General features: G+C 44.2%; 20 protein-coding genes and 1 other RNA gene. 20 read left to right on the top strand and 1 reads right to left on the bottom strand.

Annotated elements, in window-relative coordinates; genetic code table 11:
• Positions 1–65 precede the first annotated feature (65 nt).
• From BMZ95_RS01080 to BMZ95_RS01095, 4 genes are all read left to right on the top strand, one after another.
• Positions 66–644, top strand: coding sequence for an SLOG family protein (locus tag BMZ95_RS01080; protein ID WP_046922463.1), 579 nt, complete (start codon positions 66–68; stop codon positions 642–644).
• 51 nt (positions 645–695) lie between these two features.
• A complete protein-coding gene (gene gpsB / locus BMZ95_RS01085; RefSeq protein ID WP_003693975.1) occupies positions 696–1,037 on the top strand; it encodes a cell division regulator GpsB in 342 nt (113 codons plus the stop codon).
• Positions 1,038–1,059: 22 nt separating this feature from the next.
• Positions 1,060–1,429: RNase P RNA component class B (rnpB, locus tag BMZ95_RS01090), an RNA gene on the top strand.
• Between the two features lie 85 nt (positions 1,430–1,514).
• Complete coding sequence (locus tag BMZ95_RS01095) at positions 1,515–2,651, top strand: THUMP domain-containing class I SAM-dependent RNA methyltransferase (protein WP_046922462.1); 1,137 nt, start codon at positions 1,515–1,517, stop codon at positions 2,649–2,651.
• Here BMZ95_RS01095 and BMZ95_RS01100 read toward each other — a convergent pair.
• On the bottom strand, positions 2,648–3,022 hold the full coding sequence (locus BMZ95_RS01100) for an RNase H family protein (RefSeq protein WP_014073407.1): 375 nt from the start codon (positions 3,020–3,022) through the stop codon (positions 2,648–2,650). The genes BMZ95_RS01095 and BMZ95_RS01100 overlap by 4 nt on opposite strands.
• A gap of 102 nt (positions 3,023–3,124) precedes the next feature.
• Here BMZ95_RS01100 and BMZ95_RS01105 point away from each other — a divergent pair, with 102 nt between their 5' ends.
• The 16 genes from BMZ95_RS01105 to BMZ95_RS01180 all read left to right on the top strand — a co-directional run bounded on the left by BMZ95_RS01105 (position 3,125) and on the right by BMZ95_RS01180 (position 21,008).
• Entirely contained in the window at positions 3,125–3,517 is a 393-nt protein-coding gene (locus tag BMZ95_RS01105) for an EbsA family protein (protein WP_041819968.1), read from the top strand.
• Positions 3,518–3,631: 114 nt separating this feature from the next.
• Complete coding sequence (locus BMZ95_RS01110; protein WP_046922461.1) at positions 3,632–5,290, top strand: formate--tetrahydrofolate ligase; 1,659 nt, start codon at positions 3,632–3,634, stop codon at positions 5,288–5,290.
• Positions 5,291–5,742: 452 nt separating this feature from the next.
• Positions 5,743–6,210, top strand: coding sequence for a signal peptidase II (gene lspA / locus BMZ95_RS01115; protein ID WP_305775243.1), 468 nt, complete (start codon positions 5,743–5,745; stop codon positions 6,208–6,210).
• Complete coding sequence (locus tag BMZ95_RS01120; protein WP_046922460.1) at positions 6,207–7,112, top strand: RluA family pseudouridine synthase; 906 nt, start codon at positions 6,207–6,209, stop codon at positions 7,110–7,112. Before lspA ends, BMZ95_RS01120 begins: the two co-directional genes overlap by 4 nt.
• Positions 7,113–7,288: 176 nt before the next feature.
• On the top strand, positions 7,289–7,837 hold the full coding sequence (gene pyrR / locus BMZ95_RS01125) for a bifunctional pyr operon transcriptional regulator/uracil phosphoribosyltransferase PyrR (RefSeq protein WP_014073413.1): 549 nt from the start codon (positions 7,289–7,291) through the stop codon (positions 7,835–7,837).
• 156 nt (positions 7,838–7,993) lie between these two features.
• Positions 7,994–8,953, top strand: a complete 960-nt coding sequence (locus BMZ95_RS01130; RefSeq protein WP_014073414.1) for an aspartate carbamoyltransferase catalytic subunit — start codon at positions 7,994–7,996, stop codon at positions 8,951–8,953.
• Positions 8,953–10,239, top strand: coding sequence for a dihydroorotase (locus tag BMZ95_RS01135; RefSeq protein ID WP_046922459.1), 1,287 nt, complete (start codon positions 8,953–8,955; stop codon positions 10,237–10,239). The genes BMZ95_RS01130 and BMZ95_RS01135 overlap by 1 nt, the downstream gene beginning before the upstream one ends.
• A gap of 3 nt (positions 10,240–10,242) precedes the next feature.
• The gene (locus tag BMZ95_RS01140) at positions 10,243–11,331 is read left to right on the top strand and encodes a carbamoyl phosphate synthase small subunit (RefSeq protein ID WP_046922458.1); all 1,089 of its coding nucleotides are present in this window, start codon (positions 10,243–10,245) and stop codon (positions 11,329–11,331) included.
• Complete coding sequence (gene carB, locus BMZ95_RS01145) at positions 11,324–14,509, top strand: carbamoyl-phosphate synthase large subunit (RefSeq protein ID WP_046922457.1); 3,186 nt, start codon at positions 11,324–11,326, stop codon at positions 14,507–14,509. Before BMZ95_RS01140 ends, carB begins: the two co-directional genes overlap by 8 nt.
• A gap of 19 nt (positions 14,510–14,528) precedes the next feature.
• Positions 14,529–15,464, top strand: coding sequence for a dihydroorotate dehydrogenase (locus BMZ95_RS01150; protein ID WP_014073418.1), 936 nt, complete (start codon positions 14,529–14,531; stop codon positions 15,462–15,464).
• A complete protein-coding gene (gene pyrF, locus BMZ95_RS01155) occupies positions 15,454–16,176 on the top strand; it encodes an orotidine-5'-phosphate decarboxylase (protein WP_046922456.1) in 723 nt (240 codons plus the stop codon). Before BMZ95_RS01150 ends, pyrF begins: the two co-directional genes overlap by 11 nt.
• On the top strand, positions 16,173–16,793 hold the full coding sequence (gene pyrE, locus BMZ95_RS01160; protein ID WP_003698353.1) for an orotate phosphoribosyltransferase: 621 nt from the start codon (positions 16,173–16,175) through the stop codon (positions 16,791–16,793). The genes pyrF and pyrE overlap by 4 nt, the downstream gene beginning before the upstream one ends.
• 180 nt (positions 16,794–16,973) lie before the next feature.
• Positions 16,974–17,900 (top strand): LCP family glycopolymer transferase, encoded by a 927-nt coding sequence (locus tag BMZ95_RS01165; RefSeq protein ID WP_046922455.1) that lies wholly within the window; start codon positions 16,974–16,976, stop codon positions 17,898–17,900.
• 175 nt (positions 17,901–18,075) lie between these two features.
• Complete coding sequence (locus tag BMZ95_RS01170; protein ID WP_014073421.1) at positions 18,076–19,035, top strand: LysR family transcriptional regulator; 960 nt, start codon at positions 18,076–18,078, stop codon at positions 19,033–19,035.
• Positions 19,036–19,104: 69 nt separating this feature from the next.
• On the top strand, positions 19,105–20,031 hold the full coding sequence (locus BMZ95_RS01175; RefSeq protein ID WP_046922454.1) for a manganese-dependent inorganic pyrophosphatase: 927 nt from the start codon (positions 19,105–19,107) through the stop codon (positions 20,029–20,031).
• A 224-nt stretch (positions 20,032–20,255) separates the two neighbouring features.
• Complete coding sequence (locus BMZ95_RS01180) at positions 20,256–21,008, top strand: DeoR/GlpR family DNA-binding transcription regulator (RefSeq protein ID WP_046922453.1); 753 nt, start codon at positions 20,256–20,258, stop codon at positions 21,006–21,008.
• Positions 21,009–21,060 lie beyond the last annotated feature (52 nt).

The following is a 21,060-nucleotide window of genomic DNA, read 5'->3' on the forward strand; positions in this document are numbered from 1 at the left end:
TAATTATAACAAGTTATGCGCAAATTAGCAAAGAAGGTAGTACAATCAGATAGGGGGGTGAAAAGATGAGACTTTGGATAACCGGTTATCGCAGCTACGAGCTCGGAATCTTTAATGATAACGATCCGAAAGTCGCCGTAATCAAGTACTGTTTGGAAAACAACCTGAATTCCTTATTGGAAAAGGGACTCGAGTGGGTCATCACGGGCGGGCAGCTGGGAACTGAGCAGTGGGCATTGGAAGTTGCCGAAAAGATTGCAATGACTAATTTTGAGCTGAAAACGTCATTGATGTACCCGTTCTCTGAATTTGGCAGCAACTGGAAAGAAGACAAAAAAATCAAGCTCAAAGAATTGGAAGAAAATTGCGATTTTAGCGCAAAGGTCAGTTCAAGGCCTTACGAATCGCCGCAGCAGCTGAGAAATTATCAACGATTCATGCTTGAGCATACCGAAGGCTGTCTGCTTTTGTACGACAAAGAAAATGAAGGAAAATCGCGCTATGATTATGAAGCGATTTTGCGTCATCAGGAGAACAACGATTATTTTCTTCAAACGATCGACATGTTCGATTTGCAGGATGCGAGCGAACAATATCAAGAAACTCAAAGTTATGGTTTACATTCTGACGATAGCTTGCTATAATAAAATGTGTTGTGAGTTAAGTTCCTGTATAGTAAATGAGGTGCAGTTTCTATGGAAAATGTAAATCTTACCCCTAAGGACATCGTGAACAAAAACTTCAAACCGAAGATGCGTGGCTATGATCCGACAGAGGTCGATGAATTTTTGGATGCCGTCATTCAAGATTATGAAGTTTTTACATCTGAGATTCAGAAACTTCAGGCTGACAATGAGAAGTTGCGCAGTCGCGTCGATGAGTTGACCAAGCAGGTCAGCGTCGGCGGGAATTCGCAAACTGCACGTCCTCAGACGAACATGACCAACATGGATGTGTTGAAACGTCTTTCCAATTTGGAACGTCATGTGTTTGGTGCGCAGCTCAACGATAATGGCGATCAAGGTAATCGCTTCTAAAATATGTTAATATAGCAATACAGTTTTCGGGTAATCGCGGTCTATTTTATATAGGCTGAGGAAAGTCCAAGCTTGCACAGGCTGAGATGCCTGTAGTGATCGTGCTTGCTGAAAAAATAAGGCAAGGTACCTTTTATGGTAACGGCAGATGAACTGGCTAAGGTTTCGGCTAAGCTTAAGTAGTCTTGAAAAGTGCCACAGAGACGAACGGATGCGGAAACGCATCTGGTGGAACGAGGTAAACCCCGCGAGCAGGTAACCCAAACTTTGGTAGGGGCGCTTCATGACGGAAATGAACTAATCATGGGGGCGAGTCTTTGACTCGGAGATAGATGATTACCACCGATTTCGGATTCCTGAACCGAATGACGTACGGAACGTGGCTTATAGAGGACTGTATTCCAGGATTGACCAGGGTGTTATCCCTGGTCTTTTTTCGTAGAAAACAAATTTTTAAACAAATCTGTGAGGGATAACATGGAAAAATTCAATTTAATTGCAACTTGTGCAGCCGGAATTGAAGCAATTACTGCAAACGAACTGAAACATCTTGGATATGACGTTCAGACTGAAAACGGCAGAGTTCGTTTTTCGGGGACGATGAAAGATGTTTTTGAAACAAACTTATGGTTAAGAACGGCTGACAGAATCAAAATTGTTGTGGCGGAGTTTGAGGCGAGGACTTTCGACGAGCTGTTCGAAAAAACCAAGGCATTGCCGTGGGATGAGTTTCTTCCGCTTGACGCAGAGTTTCCGGTTTCAGGAAAATCTCAAAAATCAAAATTGCACAATGTTCCGAGCGTACAGTCTATCGTCAAGAAGGCGATTGTTGATAAAATGTGTACCGTTTATTTTAGACGGACGCAGCTTCCTGAAACGGGGGCGCTTTATCCGATTGAATGCGCAATCAACAAGGATAATGTCATGCTTACGCTTGATACGACCGGAAGCAGCCTGTTCAAGCGCGGATATCGGACCGAAAAGGGCGGGGCGCCGCTTAAGGAAAACATGGCTGCAGCGTTGGTTCTGATTTCTCACTGGTATCCTGAACAGACCTTCGTCGATCCTGTCTGTGGGTCTGGGACGATTCCAATCGAGGCAGCTTTGATTGGTCATAACATTGCGCCCGGCTTGAATCGACAATTTGCTTGCGGAAAATGGGAACTTGCCGAAACGGGTATTGAAGAAAAAATTCGCGAAGAAGCACGGTCAAGGGCTGATATGTCACGCGAACTCGACATTTGGGGCTATGACATTGACGGACGAATGGTCGAAATTGCCAGAAGGAATTCTGCTGCAGCCGGAGTTCGTTCAAGCATTAATTTAAAGCAGATGGCTCTGAAAGATTTTAAAACCGATAAGGAATATGGCGTAATCGTTGCCAACCCTCCGTACGGGGAACGTTTGAGCAGCAGAGACGAAGTTCACAAGCTTTATCGGCAAATGGGAGAGATTTATCGCCCGCTTGAAACGTGGGGCAAGTACATTTTGACGAGCGACCTTAAATTTGAAGAATGGTATGGTCAAAAAGCGACAAAGAAACGCAAGCTTTATAACGGGTCATTGAGAACTGATTTGTTTCAGTATTGGGGCAAGCGCAAACCGCGCGCCTAATGCAGAGCTTGCAGCGCAAGCTCATGAGCTCCGCGGTTTTCCTTATCCGAAATCTGGTTCGGAATCATCAAAGAAAACGGACGAATCGTTTCTTCCAAACGGGTAAGCTGTTCTTGGTAGGATTTGCTGTAATGCTTGCTCAAACTGTCAAAAACGATTTTGCTGTCGGTATAAAAAAAGATTGCTTCGTCTTCTTGAGCAATCTTTTTTATTTGCTCAAAACCTTTGGCTGCAGCGGCAAATTCGGCTGCGTGATTGTCTTTTTCATTCAACGCAAACTTTTGCTGGAACTGCTGTCCGTTTTTGACGATAAGGATTCCTGCCGCGCTTTTTCCGTTTTTGAATGCGGCATCGGTATACAGTTTGATCATTTTGGACCTCTTCTTAACTTATTATTAAATATACTATAGCATATCGCCGTTGTTTTTTTGATATAATGTAACCGACAGTTATTATTGAAAGGATGTTTTTTTGTGGAAAAACGTTTTTATTATCAACCTGATTTGCCGACCTCAATTACGTGTTGGTCGTACACTGGGATGGCTTTCTTATTCAGTATGCTTTTGTGGCTTGAAATCACCGTCTTCCAAGTCTACACTGCCATTGTTTTTGTGATTTTTTTGATTGCCGCAATTTTGCAGATTGCGCGAAGAAAAATTGTGCTTGAGAATGACGGTGTGGCCATAAAGACTGTATTTTCCATGAATGCAAAAAAGATTTCATATGACGACATTTTAAATGTTGAAGTTGAAAAACATGGCCTTGCTTTCACGACCAAATATCAGAAATTATCGGTCATGATGAAATGCAAGAATGCCAAAAAACTGTACAAAATTTTAAATAATCCCGAAAAAGTTCGTGTTTAAGACGTTTTAAATGCAAAAATAATTATAAAATGACTAAAAAAAGAAGATTTTGCTGACAATTGCCGTCATATGAGATATACTTAAATCATTCATGACAAGGAAGGAAGTTCAGCGTTGAAAGATATTGAAATTGCACAAAAATGCACGATGGAACCGATTGGCGAGGTTGCAAAACGTGCCGGTCTGACGGAGGACGAAATTGATCAATACGGCAAGTACAAGGCAAAAATTTCATTGCCGCTTAAAGATCACGAACCGACCAAACGCAAACTTGTTTTGGTGACGGCAATCAACCCGACTCCTGCCGGCGAAGGCAAGTCGACGGTCACGGTCGGATTGGCGGATGCGATGCAGCTCAGGAATAAGAAAACGATGATTGCCTTGCGCGAGCCGTCGCTTGGACCCGTGATGGGCATGAAGGGCGGTGCAACCGGCGGCGGATATTCTCAAGTCGTTCCGATGGAAGACATCAATCTTCATTTTACCGGCGACATGCATGCCTTGACGGCTGCCAACAACACTTTGGCTGCTTTGATCGATAATCATATTCATCAAGGCAATCAGCTTGGCATTGATCAAAGACGTGTTATTTGGAAACGCGTGGTTGACATCAATGATCGTGCCCTGCGCCATGTCGTTGTCGGTCTTGGCGGCCCGACTTCGGGGGTTCCGAGAGAAGACGGTTTCGACATTACGGTGGCATCCGAACTGATGGCCATCATCTGTCTTGCAAAAGACATTGCCGATCTTAAAAATCGCATTGGACGCATCGTCATCGGATATACTTTTGACAGGCAGCCGGTTACGGTTGACCAGCTTGGAGTGACCGGTGCGATTGCCGTTCTTTTGAAGGACGCAATCAAGCCGAACCTCGTTCAGACGTTGGCACATACGCCAGCTGTCATTCATGGCGGCCCGTTTGCCAATATCGCTCATGGATGCAACAGCGTATTTGCAACGAAGACTTGCCTTGATCTGGCAGATTATACGATTACCGAGGCCGGGTTCGGTGCCGACTTAGGGGCAGAAAAATTCTTGGACATCAAAGCACCAGTTTTGGGCAAGACGCCAGATGCCGTAGTAATCGTTGCGACGGTCCGTGCGCTTAAGATGAACGGTGGGGTTTCAAAAAAAGAGCTGGATGCTGAAAACGTTGCAGCAGTCGAGCAAGGCTATGCAAATCTTAGAAAGCACGTGCAAAACATGCAGCGCTACGGCTTGCCGGTTCTCGTTGCGCTCAACCGTTTCGTTCAAGATACTGACGCTGAACTTCAAAAAATTCAAGAGCTTTGCGAACAAGACGGAACCAAAGCTTTTGTTTGCGACGTTTGGGCCAAAGGCGGAAACGGGGCTTTGGAACTTGCGGACGCCGTTGTCGAAGCATGCGACAAGAAAACGGAATTCAAGCCTTTGTACGGTTCAGATGATGAGGTTGAAGTCAAGATTGAAAAAATCGTTAGGGAAATTTATGGTGGAGACGGAGTCGAATTCGGACCAAAAGCGAAAAAACAGCTTGTGCAGTTCCGCAAATTAGGTTGGGACAAGTTGCCTGTCTGCATGGCCAAAACCCAATTCTCATTGTCGGATGATGCCAGCCTTCTTGGAGCACCGACAGGATTTACGATTCATGTTCGCGAGTTCGTGCCGAAGCTCGGAGCGGGATTTTTGGTTGCGTTGACAGGCAATGTTTTAACGATGCCTGGCCTGCCTAAAGTTCCGGCCGCCATGGGGATAAATCTGACGGACGAAGGCGTAATTGAAGGCTTATATTGATAGGGCCTGACAAAAGTAAAAATTTCTATTGAAGAGGCTTGGGGGGAAAATTCTCCTTTTCCTCTTGAAATAAATGAAAAGTCGGACAAAGGCGGTCGATTTGCGATTGAATTTGTCCGGCTTTTCTTTGATTTTTATATATGAAAAAACTATCTTTTTAAAGAGAAGCGCTGCTCAACTATTTCAGCCAATATCTCATTCAAATTTGCCGACAGACTTTTTTCGGCTTTATTTCCATCATTGCAGGCGGTTGTTATTCATACGAAAAAATCCGTTTTTTTAATGCGCCAGTCGGTGGTGTTTGACTCTAAAGCAGATTATTTTCGGTCTTTTTTTGCTGCCGAATCCGTCTTAAGAAATTATATTATGTTACTTTAACTTAAATGAAAAAACACTTAACAAACAGGGGGATTTAATTCCCCGTTTTTTTAGTGTATACTGTGTTAAGTGACATTCAACAGAAAGGTAAGAAAAAGATGCCTCTATATTTTGTAATAATAGCAGCAATCGTCATATTGGATCAGACGGTCAAACATCTGATTGTCGGATCGATCAAACTTAATGCCAGCATCAGCATAGTAGACGGAATTTTATCGCTTGCTCACATCAGAAATTATGGTGCGGCTTGGAGCATGCTGCTTGGACAAATTTGGTTTTTCGTAATCATTTCGATCGTTTCTTTGGCAGTGATGGCTTTCTTTTTTTGGAAGTTTCGTAACAGGCCTCTGTATTTAACGGGACTGTCCTTAATGATTGGCGGGACAATTGGAAATTTTATCGATCGTTTGCGTTTAGGATACGTCGTCGACATGTTCCAGCTTGACTTTATCAATTTTCCGGTTTTCAACGTCGCCGATTGCGCATTGACAATCGGCGTGGCAGTGATTTTGATTGCAATGCTGAAGGATGATGAATTATGAAGGAAACAGTTGTTGAAATGCAAAACGGACGCCTGGACAAGGCCTGCAGCGAAATCTTTTCGGATTATTCGCGTTCGCAAATCAAGCAGCTGATCGATGGTGGAAACATTACCGTTAACGGCAAAACCGAAAAAGCAAAGTACAAGGTTAAGTCAGGCGATGTGATCAGACTTGAAGAACCTGAAACTAAGACGCTTGAATTAAGACCAGAAAATATTCCGTTAGATATCGTCTACGAAGATGACGACGTAATCGTCATCAACAAGCCTCAAGGTATGGTTATTCATCCGGCTCCGGGACACGATGAGCATACGTTGGTCAACGCTTTGTTATATCATTGTCCGTTGTCGACAATCAACGGAACCTTTCGACCAGGAATCGTCCACCGAATCGACAAGGACACTTCAGGTTTGCTGATGGTTGCTAAAAATGACAAGGCGCATCGATCTCTTGCAAAACAGCTTAAGGATAAAACGAATATTCGCGAGTACGTTGCTTTGGTGCACGGAAGAATTGCTGAAGACGAGGGAACGATAAATGCTCCAATCGGCAGAAGTTTAAAAGATCGAAAGAAACAGGCCGTTGTCAAAGATGGGCGAAATGCAGTGACGCACTTTGAGGTTTTGAAAAGATATCGCGATTATACGTTTGTAAAGTGCATTCTTGAAACTGGCAGAACCCATCAGATCAGGGTTCATATGAAATACATCGGCCATCCGCTTGTCGGTGATCCACTATATGGTCCGAAAAAGACCATTAAGGGAAACGGTCAGTTCCTTCACGCGGGAAAGCTCGGTTTCGTTCATCCGACGACTGGAAAATTGTTGGTATTTGAAGCTCCTTTGCCGAAAATTTTTCAAGAATGCCTGGAAAAACTTGACAAAAACAATCGTTTAGTGTAACTTGTATGTTAATGATAAGTCCTTTAAAATTAGTCCAGAGAGGCTAAGAAGGTGCGGATTGAGCAATGGAATCAGTGTGTCGGTACTGATGAAATTCGTTTACCACTTAGCCTTAAACAGTACGTTTTAGGCTGAGTGGTTTTTTATTGGACTGAAATCTTAAGGAGGATCCTGACATGACAAAAGAGATCTGCGATGCAATGGCAATGAAGCGTGCCTTGACGCGCATGACATATGAAATTATTGAAAAAAACAAGGGAATTGAAGGAATCGTCCTTGTCGGCATCAAGACAAGAGGCGTTTATCTTGCGCAACGCATCGCTTCACGATTGAAACAGCTTGAAGGTGCCGATATTCCTGTCGGTGCAATTGATATTTCCTTATATCGTGATGATGTCAGCCATAAAGACGGGCATCTCAAAGAACCTGTCGTTAACGACAGCGAACTTGGCCAAGACATTGCGGGCAAACACGTGATCTTGGTTGACGACGTTTTGTTTACAGGACGCACGATCAGAGCGGCTCTTGATGCTTTGATGGATCAAGGACGTCCTAAAACGATTAACTTGGCGGTGCTCGTTGACCGCGGTCATCGCGAACTTCCTATTCGTGCAGATTTTGTCGGCAAGAACATTCCGACTTCGCTTGATGAAGAAATCGCAGTTTATGTTGAGGAAATCGACGGAAAAGACGGCATTGAATTGCGTGATACTCAGAATAGTTAAGCAGCAACCATTTAACTGACTCCAGAGAGGGCAAAAAGGTTGAAACACTTGGTGTATGCACAAGTGCGTATGTTTTGACGAACCTTTGCAGATCTGGATCTGATTGCGGATTCAGGTCTTTTTTTAAATTAAATTAAAGATAAAGGACAGACAAGAATGAATATCGAAAAGAAAGCTGTTAGATTACCGCATTTTGTAACGATTGAAAATTTGAGCAACGATGATGTTTCAGCATTGATCGAAAGAGCTGAATATTTCAAGCACGGCGGAACTCCTGAGACGTTGACGAATCCGGTGTATTCGGTCAATATGTTTTTTGAAGATTCGACAAGAACTCATACGAGTTTTGAGATGGCCGAAAGAAAACTTGGCTTAACCGTTATTCCTTTTGATCCGGCACACAGTTCGGTCAAGAAGGGAGAAACGCTTTACGATACGCTTTTGACAATGGACGCGATTGGATTGGACTTAGCAGTTATTCGCCATAAGGAAAATAATTATTACAACGATTTGGTTGAAACATCCGATAATCAAACGCTTGATATCGGAATCGTAAACGCTGGTGACGGAAGCGGACAGCATCCTTCTCAATGTCTGCTCGATATGATGACCATTCATGACCATTTTGGAAGAATTGAAGGATTGAAAGTTGCGATTATCGGCGACTTGACAAATTCCCGTGTTGCAAGAAGCAATATGGAGCTTTTGACGCAGCTTGGCGCAGAAGTGTATTTTTCAGGCCCTGAATACTGGTATTCTGATGAATTCGGAAAATATGGCAAATATCTTCCTGTCGATGAATTAGTTGAAAAAATGGACGTGATGATGCTTCTTAGAGTTCAGCATGAACGTCATGACGGAGATTCAAACGAGGGTTCCTTTAATCCTGAAGAATATCATAAGAAATACGGCATTAACGAAGAACGTTATGAAAAAATGAAAGACGATGCAATTATCATGCATCCCGGTCCAATCAACCGTGGCGTCGAACTTGCGTCAGAACTTGTCGAATCAGATAAGTCTCGTTTCAAAGTTCAGATGCAAAACGGCGTTTTTATGAGAATGGCAATGATTGAGGCAGTGATGCGCGGACGCAAGCTGGGAGGTTTGGAATAATGAAAATGCTTATTAAGAACGGTACGGTTTATCAAGCCGGCAAATTTACTGATGAGGATATTTTGATTGAAAACGGCAAGATCAAAGCTCTTGGTAAAGATTTGGCAGATTTGACGGATAACATCGATGAAACTGTTGATGCATCAGGACTTTTGGTTGCCCCAGGTTTGGTAGACGTTCACGTTCATTATCGCGAACCTGGTTTCACGTACAAGGAAACGATTAAAACGGGCAGCATGGCAGCTGCGCATGGCGGATATACGACTGTTTGCGCAATGCCAAACCTCGATCCCGTTCCGGATACGCCCGAAAAGCTTCAGCACATGCTGGATTTGAACGAAAAAGACGGTGCGGTTCATGTTTTGCAATACGCTTCAATCACAAAAGGATTGAAATCAGAAGAACGCGTTGATTATGAAGCTTTGAAAGAAACCGGCGCATTCGGCTTCAGCAATGACGGATGCGGCGTTCAAACGGCTGTCACGATGTATCTTGCGATGAAAGCTGCCGCTGAAATCGACATGCCGATCGTTGCGCACGTTGAGGACAACTCATTGTTGTTCGGTGGCGTGATGAATGCCGGCAAACGTGCCGAAGAACTTGGCTTGCCCGGAATTTTGGGGATCAGTGAATCATCGCAGATCGCGCGCGACCTTTTGTTGGCAAAAGAAACCGGTGTTCATTATCACGTCTGTCACGTTTCGACCGTCGAAAGCGTCGAGCTCGTTCGCTTGGCAAAACAGCATGGAATCAATGTGACTTGCGAAGTCGCACCGCACCACTTGCTCTTAAATGAAGAGGACATCCCCGGAAATGACGGCTACTACAAGATGAATCCTCCGCTTAGAACAAAAAATGATCAGCAGGCTTTGATTAATGGCCTTTTGGACGGAACAATCGACGTTATTGCTACGGATCATGCTCCGCACAGCGTTGACGAAAAAACAGGCGACATGCGTAATGCTTCATTTGGCATTACAGGGAGCGAAACAGCTTTCAGCATGCTGTATACACGTTATGTCAGAACCGGCGTATTTACGTTGGAACAGCTGCTTAATTGGATGAGCATCAATCCGGCTGAAATTTTCAAGATTGAAAAAGCCGGCGAAATTCTGCCCGGCAAGCCAGCCGATCTGGCTTTGTTCGATCTTAATCACGAAACGACGATCAAAGAATCAGAATATTTATCCAAAGGAATCAATACTCCGTTTACGGGAGAAACCGTTCATGCTTCGACCGCAATGACCTTGGTTGACGGCAAAATTGCTTACAAGAGGGGGAATTAACCGATGAAACGTTATTTGGTTCTAGAAGACGGCACGGTCTATAAAGGCGAGGCATTTGGAGCCGATTGCCAAACGACAGGCGAAGTCGTATTTACGACCGGGATGACCGGTTATCAAGAAGCAGTGACGGATCAATCGTTTGCAAACCAGATTTTGGTTTTCACTAATCCACTGATTGGAAACTACGGCGTCAACCTTGATGATTACGAATCGCTTCAGCCCAACTGTCGCGGCGTTGTTTGTCGCGAAGTCGCACGCGTTTCCGATAGCTGGCGCAAGCAGGATACGTTCGATAATTTCTTGAAACAGATGAATATCCCTGGAATAAAAGGAATCGATACGCGCGCATTGACCAAAAAGCTGCGTGTTCATGGGACAATGAAGGGCAGTTTGATTGATCCTGTTGATGATTTGAAGCATGCATTCGACCAGCTTCATGCTACCGTAATCAGCGATCGGGTCGTGGCACAGGTTTCGACCAAGCGTCCTTATCCAAACCCTGGCAGCAAGCGCAACATCGTTTTGGTAGATTTTGGCGCAAAGCACAGCATTTTGCGCGAACTTGCAAAACGTGACTGCAATACGATCGTCGTTCCTTACAATACGACGGCAGAACAAATTTTGGCTCTCAAGCCGGATGGCGTGATGCTGTCTAACGGGCCTGGAGATCCGAAGAGCGTGCCTTCTGCAATCGAAATGGTCAAAGAAATCGAAAAGCACCTGCCTCTTTTTGGCATTTGTCTCGGACATCAGATTTTTGCTTTGGCAAACGGTGCCGATACCTACAAGATGAAATTCGGTCATCGCGGATTCAACCATCCGGTAAGAGAAATTGCGACCGGCCGCATCAATTTCACTTCGCAAAACCATGGTTATGCGGTCAAGCCTGAATCAGTCGATACGAATGAACTCATCATTACTCACCGTGAAATCAACGACAATACGGTCGAAGGTCTGCGTCACAAGCGCTACCCGGCATTTACCGTTCAGTTTCACCCGGATGCGGCTCCTGGTCCGCATGATGCAGACGATTTGTTTGACGATTTCATGCATATGATTGACCATAGAAAGGAAGGAAAGAGCAATGCCTAAGAGAACAGATATTCATAAAATCATGGTGATCGGATCCGGCCCAATCATCATCGGACAAGCTGCCGAATTTGATTATTCCGGAACGCAGGCTTGCATGGCATTGCGTGAAGAAGGCTATGAAGTCGTTTTGGTCAATTCCAACCCGGCAACGATCATGACGGATACGAAGATTGCGGACAAAGTCTACATTGAGCCCTTGACGACGGAATCCGTTTCACGGATTTTGCGTCAAGAATATCCGGATGCCCTGCTTCCGACTCTCGGAGGACAAATCGGACTCAACTTGGCGATTGCACTTGCCAAGACAGGCATCTTGGATGAACTGCATATTGAACTTTTAGGCACGAAGCTTGAAGCAATCGATCAGGCTGAAGATCGCGAAAAATTCAAAGAGCTGATGCAGGATTTAAACGAGCCGATTCCAGCCTCAAAAACTGTCAATACCGTTGAAGAGGCTTTGGAATTTGCCGATGAGATCGGCTATCCTGTAATCGTGCGCCCTGCATTTACCATGGGCGGAACAGGCGGCGGCATGTGCGACAACAAGCAGCAGCTGCAAGAAATTTGTGCAAACGGACTTGACCTTTCTCCCGCAACGCAATGTCTGATTGAAAAATCAATCAAAGGCTATAAAGAAGTCGAATATGAAGTCATGCGCGATTCAGCAAACAACGCAATGGTTGTCTGCTCAATGGAAAACTTCGATCCTGTCGGGATTCATACCGGAGACTCGATCGTGCTCGCACCAACGCAGACTCTGACCGATCGCGAATATCAAATGCTGCGCGATTGTGCGCTGAAACTGATTCGTGCTTTGAAGATCGAAGGCGGCTGCAACGTTCAATTGGCACTTGATCCGAACAGTTATGAATACAACGTTATTGAAGTCAATCCACGCGTTTCGCGTTCCAGTGCGCTTGCTTCAAAGGCTACCGGATATCCGATTGCAAAGATGGCTGCCAAAATTGCCGTTGGTTTGACTTTGGATGAAATCATCAACCCGGTTACCGGAACGACATATGCGGAATTTGAACCGGCACTTGACTATGTGGTTGCCAAAATTCCGCGCTGGCCGTTTGACAAGTTTCCGCGTGCCGATCGTCGCTTAGGAACACAGATGAAGGCTACAGGCGAAGTCATGGCAATCGGTCGTAATGCCGAAGAGGCAATTCAAAAGGCCGTTCGTTCACTTGAAATCGATGAAAAGGATCTTATCAGCCAAGAAGCGCGTGATGCCAGTGACGATGAGGTTGAAGACAAGCTTTTCCACGTGCAGGATGATCGCATTTTCTACATTGCAGAAGCGTTCAGAAGAGGATTTACGTTGGAAGAAGTCAACGAACTGACAAAGATTAACGTTTATTTTCTTGACATCATCAAACACATTGTTGAACTTGAAGCGGAACTTGCGCACAACGTTGGAGACATCGAAATCTTGAAAACGGCCAAATACTACGGATACAGCGATCATACGATCGGCAAGCTGTGGGACATGGATGAAGACGAGGTTCGTTCATTGCGCCATGAAAATAAGATTTTGCCGGTTTATAAAATGGTCGACACTTGCGCTGCCGAATTCGAATCACACACTCCGTACTTCTACAGCTCATATGATGAAGAAAACGAAAGCATTAAATCAGACAAGCCTTCAGTCCTCGTCATCGGTTCTGGTCCGATTAGAATCGGACAGGGCGTTGAATTCGACTATGCGACGGTTCACAGCGTCAAGGCCATTCAAAAGGCCGGTTATGAAGCAATTGTCATGAATTCTAACCCTGAGACGGTTTCGACCGATTTTTCGATTTCAGACAAGCTTTATTTCGAACCTTTGACTTTGGAAGACGTTTTAAACGTCATCGAACTGGAACAGCCGTTCGGGGTTATCGTCCAATTCGGCGGACAAACCGCGATCAACCTTGCTGCTGGACTTGAAGCACATGGTGTCAAGGTTCTCGGAACAACGGTCGAAGACCTTGATCGGGCAGAAGATCGCGAATTATTTGATCAGGTTATCAATAATCTTGGCTTGAAACAACCAATCGGCAAAACGGCAACGACTCAAGAACAGGTTATGGAATGTGCTCATGAAATCGGATATCCGGTTCTCGTTCGCCCAAGCTACGTTCTTGGCGGGCGCGCAATGGAAATCGTCAACAATGATGCAGAACTTGAGGAATATCTTTCACATAATGCCAAAGCAGAAATTGACCATCCGATTTTGGTCGATGCATATCTTGAAGGGTATGAATGTGAAGTTGATGCAATCTGTGACGGAAAAGACGTTTTGTTGCCGGGAATCATGGAACACATTGAACATGCCGGAGTACACTCTGGCGACTCAATGGCTGTTTATCCGCCGCAAAGCTTCTCGAAAGACGTCAAGGATCAGATCGTTGAAGCAACGAAGAAGCTTGCCGTTGCTTTGAAGTGCATCGGCATCATGAATATTCAGTTCATTATTCACAAGGGTGAAGCATACGTCCTTGAAGTCAATCCGCGAGCAAGTCGCACGGTGCCGTTTTTAAGCAAGATTACCGGAATCGAAATGACGCAGGTGGCAACCCAGGTCATTTTGGGCAAGTCGCTTAAAGAGCTCGGATTCGAGTCCGGACTTTATCAAGAATCAAAACAGGTTCACGTCAAAGCACCTGTCTTTTCATTCAGCAAGCTGGCTGACGTTGACAGCTTCCTTGGGCCGGAAATGAAGTCTACGGGTGAAGTCATGGGCAGCGACTTTACTTTTGAAAAAGCTTTGTATAAGGCATTTGCCGGCGCCAATATGCTGCTTCCAGAATGCGGACGCGTCTTGTTCACGATTGAAGATAAGGACAAAAATGTTGTTCTTCCGCTTGCGGAAAGATTTGCAAAAATCGGGTATCGTATTTTTGCAACCAAGGGCACGGCCGAATTCTTGCGTCAAAACGGGCTGCATGCGACGAAAGTTTCCAAGATCGGTGAAGAAGATTCAAATAATCCGGCAATTATCAAACTTTTGATGAACAATGAAGTTGATCTCGTAATCAATACAATGAGTCACGATCAGGAGATGTCTTCTGACGGTTTCGTCATCCGTCAGACCGCAATTGAACACAACATTGCATTGCTGACGTCTTTGAATACCGCGGATGCTTTATTGCGCGCGCTTGAAAATCGTTCGTTTGCAACGGAGTCATTATAAAATCTTTGGAGGTAGTTTCATGTCTGATGAACGTCTAGCAGTCAAGCTCCCAGGACTTGACTTGAAGAACCCGGTTATGCCGGCCAGCGGTACTTTTGGCTTTGGCGAAAATCCGAAATATGATTTGAATGAATTGGGCGCAATCGTTGTCAAGACAACGACGGTTGAAGCCAGGACAGGGAATCCCAATCCTAAGATAGCTTTGATGGATAATGGGGTTTTGAATGCCGTCGGTTTGCAAAATCCAGGGCTTGAAGCGGTTATTGCTGAAAAGCTGCCTTCATTGAAGCAATCGTATCCTTCTTTGCCAATTGTCGGAAGCGTCGGTGGCTCTTCTGAGGAAGATTACGTCGAAGTCGCATCCCGCTTGTCTCAAAGCGGCTACGTTGATGCTTTGGAACTCAACATTTCTTGCCCGAACGTCAAAAAAGGCGGCATGGCTTTCGGAACTGTTCCGGAAGTTGCCAAGAAGCTGACAGAAGAAGTCAAAAAAGCTTCCAGCGTGCCGGTATACGTCAAGCTTTCTCCGAACGTCACGGATATTTGCGCAATTGCCAAGGCAGTTGAAGAAGGCGGGGCTGACGGATTGACGATGATCAATACTTTGCTCGGGATGCACATCGACCTCAAGACGAGAAAGTCCGTTTTGGGCAATCTGACAGGCGGATTTTCCGGTCACGGAGTTCTTCCCGTTGCGATTCGCATGATTTATCAAGTTGCCCATGTTTGCGATTTGCCGATTATTGGCGTTGGCGGAATCGAACGGCCTGAAGATATCATTGAAATGTTTCTTGCGGGTGCTTCCGCCGTGCAGGTAGGATCGGCACATTTCGATGATCCGCTGATTTGCCCGCATTTGATTGAAAAGCTTCCCGATTTGATGGACGAGCTTCAAATTTCATCATTGGAAGAACTGCGAAAAGAAGTCAAGGAGGCATTTGCAAATGAAAATTGAGCGTCCAATCATAGCTCTGGATTTTCCTGACAGAGAGGCATGTCGAAATTTCTTAAAAAAATTTCCTGAAGAAGAAAAGCTGTTCGTCAAAATCGGAATGGAACTTTACTATTCCGAAGGGCAGGACATGGTCAAAGAAATTATGGATCTGGGGCACGATGTCTTCTTGGATCTGAAATGCCACGACATTCCGCATACGGTCGAATCAGCAATGCGCGTGCTTGGAAAACTCGGCGTCTCATTGACGACCTTGCACGCAAGTGGCGGCAGCGAAATGATGAAAGCCGCAAAAAACGGTTTGTTGGAAGGTGCTCAAAGCAATGGCAAAAAAGCCCCGAAACTTTTGGCGATTACGCAATTGACATCGACGAGTCCTGAAATGGCAAAAAAAGAACAGCACATTGCCTGCAATTTGGCCGAAAGCGTCAAAAGCTACGCAGAACTGGCACAGCAAAGCGGGATGGACGGCGTTGTCTGTTCAGCTTGGGAAGCTCAGATGATTGCCGATGCAACCAATGACGATTTTTTGCGCGTCACGCCTGGAATTCGTTTAAAAGGCGGAGCTATCGGCGACCAAAAACGCGTGATGACGCCTGACGAAGCTGAAATGAACGGCTCTTCAGCAATCGTTGTCGGACGAGCAATTACCCAGGCTCAAAATCCTGTTGAAGCGTATCGCTTAGTCTCAAACTTATGGAGGAATCAACAATGAAACAAACAGCAAAGGACCTGCTTAAGATAAATGCAGTGAAACTCTCGCCAAAAGAACCTTTTACGTGGGCCAGCGGCATCAAAAGTCCGATTTATTGCGACAATCGTTTAACAATCAGCTATCCTGAAATCAGAACCAGGATTGCAAAAGGCATTGCCGAGATAATCAAGGAGAAGTTTCCGGAAACGGAAATGATTGCCGGAACGGCCACGGCGGGAATTCCTCATGCCGCATGGATTGCTCAGGAATTGAATCTTCCAATGGTGTACGTTCGTTCCAAGCCAAAGGATCATGGGCGCGGCAAACAGATTGAAGGCGTGCTTGAAAAAGGACAAAAGACAATCGTCATTGATGATCTGCTCTCAACCGGAGGCAGCGTTTTAAAAGCTGTCAAAGCTGCGGAAAACGAAGGCGCAGACGTTATCGGCGTATGTGCAATCTTTTCCTACCAGCTTCCTAGCGTCAACGGCAATTTTGAAAAAGCCGGCGTTCCGTTTGCAACGTTGACGAACTATACGGAACTGCTTGAAGCAGCAGTTGAAGAATCATACATCACGAAAGAAGAACAGGAATTGCTTCACAGATGGCGTGAAGATCCTGAAAACTGGCTAGACTGATTAAATCAAGACCTCGCTCTGCTTTTGAATGAGCGAGGTTTTAGTTTATGTTTTGGACTATATGTTACAGTTTTATGAAAAAATAAAGCTTTTTAATGCAATTGATGATTTTATTGCTATAATTACATTGTCGTATAAATAATTTGCAATCTAAGGTTGCAAAGGAAGCAGGTGTTTTACATGAGTAATCATCATCACCATCACAGGAAACACGTTTGGTGGAAGTGGCTGTTGGGAATCGTTTGTGTCTTCTTGCTTGTTGACGGAGTTGTTTTGGCGAAGTTTTATTTTTCTGCCAAAGATGCAGTCGATCGTTCTTTCAAGAAAGTAAACTATAAAAAGAAGCGTGAAAAATCAGTCGACATGTCTAAGAAACAACCGTTTTCCGTCCTTCTTCTGGGCAGCGATACCGGCGAATACGGACGTACATATCGCGGACGAACCGATACCATCATGGTAGCGGCCGTAACATCGAGTCAAACGACGCTCGTATCGATTCCGCGTGATACTTTGGTTCATATTGAAGGACATCCCGGCAACAACAAGATCAATGCCGCATATTCATATGACGGCATGACGGGGGCGTTGAACACGATCCAATCCTATCTTGACATTCCGATTGATCATTATGTCGAATTGAACATGAAAGGGTTGGAGCAGCTTTCAAATGCGATCGGACCCGTTCAGGTCGACAATGACCTTGAGTTTACGAATCTCGGCAAGCATTTCAGCAAGGGAACCGTAACGATTGATTCAAGCAATATTTTGGCATATACGCGAATGCGTTATGAAGATACTCGCGGAGATTACGGACGGCAGATGCGTCAGCGTTTGGTAGTTCAGGCCATGGTAGAAAAAATTGCTTCTCTTGGCAGCTTGTTCAAGTATCAAAAGATTCTCAACGTAATTTCATCAAACATGAAGACCGACTTGACGTTTGATGACGTTAAAGAAATTGCAACGGGGTATTCGGGAGCGAAGAATATCAAGCAAGTTCAGCTGCAAGGCAAGGGCGATATGATTGACGGCGTTTCATATGAAGTCGTCAGTCAATCGGAATTGCAAAGCGTTCAAAAGGCGCTGAAAGATGCATTAAACTTTAAATAAGAAGAAGCCTGGATTTTATCCGGGCTTTTTGTTATTTAAAAATCGGAAGATTATTCATGTTCATGGAATTGTTAATTAACAATTGAGTAAATTTGATGTATTATAATTTATATATTGATAAGTTTTTAGGAATGTCAAATAAATTAATTATTAACAAACCTGAAAGGAAAATGTTATGAAAACAAAACAAGATACGATTTTTTCCTCCAAGACGCTCAGTTATTTTTTGCAGCTTGCCGAAACGATGAGCTATACGCAAGCAGCGCAGATTTTGGGGATTACGCAACCGGCTTTGACCCAACAGATCAAAAAGCTTGAACGGACGGTCGGTGCGCCGTTGTTTTATTCAGTCGGGAAAAAATTGCACTTATCTGATGCGGGTTACACGATGCTTGATGCCACGCATCAGATATACGAAACCTTAAACAAGGCTGCCGATGAGATTCAGCAAACGACAAGCGCGACTCAAGGTTCAATCAGCATCGGAATTTTGGCTTCCATCGAAAGCAGCGTTTTTGCAAGTTTCATTACGGAGTATTATGAGCATAATCATGGGATTAAGTTGACGCTACATTCATTGACGCGCAAAGAGATTTGGGAGCGACTCGAAAACAATACCATTGATCTTGCTGTTACATATCTTCCAGATGAAAGCATTAAGAATTGGAAACCGTACGAATCAAAGAAAATCATTACGGAGGATTTGTTGTTTATTCACAATAACGAGGAATTAAGCAAGCGTAAGCGAATCCGATTGAAGGATACGCTGACGAACGATTGGGTGACTTATCCTCCGCAGTATTATGTCAACGACGTGATTCGCGAAGCCTATAAAAATGCTCTGATCGACAAACCGACAAGCGTTGCTCACTTTGCGACGCCTGCACAGCTGTTTTCTTTTGCAAATAAGACTGACGTCTATACGGCTTTGCCGATGTCATTTGTTGAGGCTCATAACAACGGACGACTGATGACGGCCTTGTTTGAGCCGGAAATCAAGTTTGATTTATCTTTTGTTTTCAGAAAAGGCAAAAATCAAATTCCGAGAATTGCTAATTTTTTAAATGCATTTGACGAATATCTGAGCGAAGCCGACTATATTGAACACCTTAAGAAAATCAATACTGAGAACTAACTCATAATTGTATTTTTATATTATGGGGGTTATAATTAACGTATATTATTCAAAAGGAGAATCAGCCTAATGAAAGAACTCGTTTTTGGCCACAAAAACCCTGATACGGACGCAATTTGCGCCGCAAAAGCATATTCATATCTTCAAAATCAACGCGGCTTTGAAACTGACGCCGTTGCCTTGGGCGAACCTAACGAAGAGACAAAGTTTGTTTTGGATTATTTCAAAGAACCAGCACCTCGCGTAATTGAAAAAGCTTCCGATGAAGTCGAAGCAGTCATGCTCGTCGATCACAACGAACCGCAGCAAAGCGTCGATGACATTAAAGATCTTACGGTGACTCACGTTGTTGATCATCACAGGATTGCAAACTTTGATACGGCGGCACCTTTGTATTATCATGCAGAACCGCTCGGATGCTGCAGCACGATCGTTTATAAGGAATATAAGGCTTCAGGCGTTGAAGTTCCTGAAAAGATCGCCGGATTGATGCTTTCGGCAATCATTTCCGATACGCTTTTGTTCAAGTCTCCGACGACAACGGATGAAGATAAGCAAGCTGTTGAAGAACTTGCTCAAATCGTCGGCGTTGATTACGAAAAGTATGGTCTGGAAATGCTCAAAGCAGGCACGAACCTTGCTTCAAAGACTGAAGAAGAACTCATCACGGCTGACGCAAAGTCCTTTGAAATGGGTGGAAAGACTGTTCGCGTCGATCAGGTGAATACGGTCGATCTTGATGAAGTGTTTGCACGCGAAAGTGCTTTAAGAGCTGCAATCGAGAAGCAAAACCAAGAAGAAGGCTATGATCTCTTTTTGCTGATGGTTACGAACATTCTTGATTCCGATACTCGCCTGCTCGTTGTCGGTGAACCTCAAGACGTTGTCGAAAAGGCCTTTGGCAAAAAGCTTGTCGATAACAAAGTCGATCTTCCGGGCGTTGTTTCTCGCAAGAAGCAAATCGTTCCGCAAATGCAGAAAGCATTCGAAAACTGATAACGGTGAAGTCCCCGCTTTTGAAGAAAAGCGGGGACTTTTTGCTTTGTATTTCACTTACAATTGCTTAAACGATTTTACTAAACAACTATTTTTCGGATTTTTTTCGGTTAAAATATCGTTAAATACGCATTATTTTCTAAAAAGTAATTAAAGTTGCTTTAAATTACTGATTCAAGCCTGTATAATCAAGTAGAGAATATTTTTAAGTCGAGGTGTGAATCATGAGTCAGGAAAAAAGAATCGAACTCATTAAACAACTTCTCGAAGAACGTCAGGAACTTTCTACCAAAGACATTATGGAGGAATTCGGCGTTTCGCAGGATACTGCGCGTCGGGACATAGTGCTTTTAACGAAGCGAGGTGAGGTCAAGCGAACTCATGGTGGCATTTTGCCTCTGGATTTTGGCAAGAGCGTACCCAATTTTCAAAGTCGATTGTCACAATTTACTAAACAAAAAACGCAAATTGCAAATGAAGCAGCCAAATATTTCAAGCCGCACAACGTCTACTTTGTCGATGCGTCAACAATTCTTTTAAAAACTTGTCAGACGATTAATATGCCTTTAACGGTCATTACTCATTCGCTTGACAATTGCATCGCGTTGTCTGAGCACAACAAAGTAACGGTCAAAGTTTTAAGCGGAACTCTGAATCATGAAAATCGTTACTTTTATTCTAACTTGGCCGTGGAAGAGCTAGCCGATGTCGTGTTTGATACGGCCTTCATTGCAGCATCCGGGATTGATGAGACCGGTGCATATCTGCTCGATCAAGGCGATGCTCAGATTGTCGGAACGGCAGTCAAGCGTGCCAGAAAGGTAATTTTGGTTGCTGAGCACCAAAAATTCATCAACAAGTCTTATTATCGAATTTGTCCGTTGGATAAAATTTCGATGTTTATCACGGACAAGCAGCTGACAAAAGAGCAGCTTGCGATGTTTTCGCCTTATACGGAGATTAAAGTTGCAAAATAAGTCACTCATGATGAATATAATTCACATTCAGTGGATATTTCTTTTTTTAGAT

This window comes from Ligilactobacillus ruminis DSM 20403 = NBRC 102161 (assembly GCF_900113455.1).
In the GTDB taxonomy this organism is placed as follows: domain Bacteria; phylum Bacillota; class Bacilli; order Lactobacillales; family Lactobacillaceae; genus Ligilactobacillus; species Ligilactobacillus ruminis.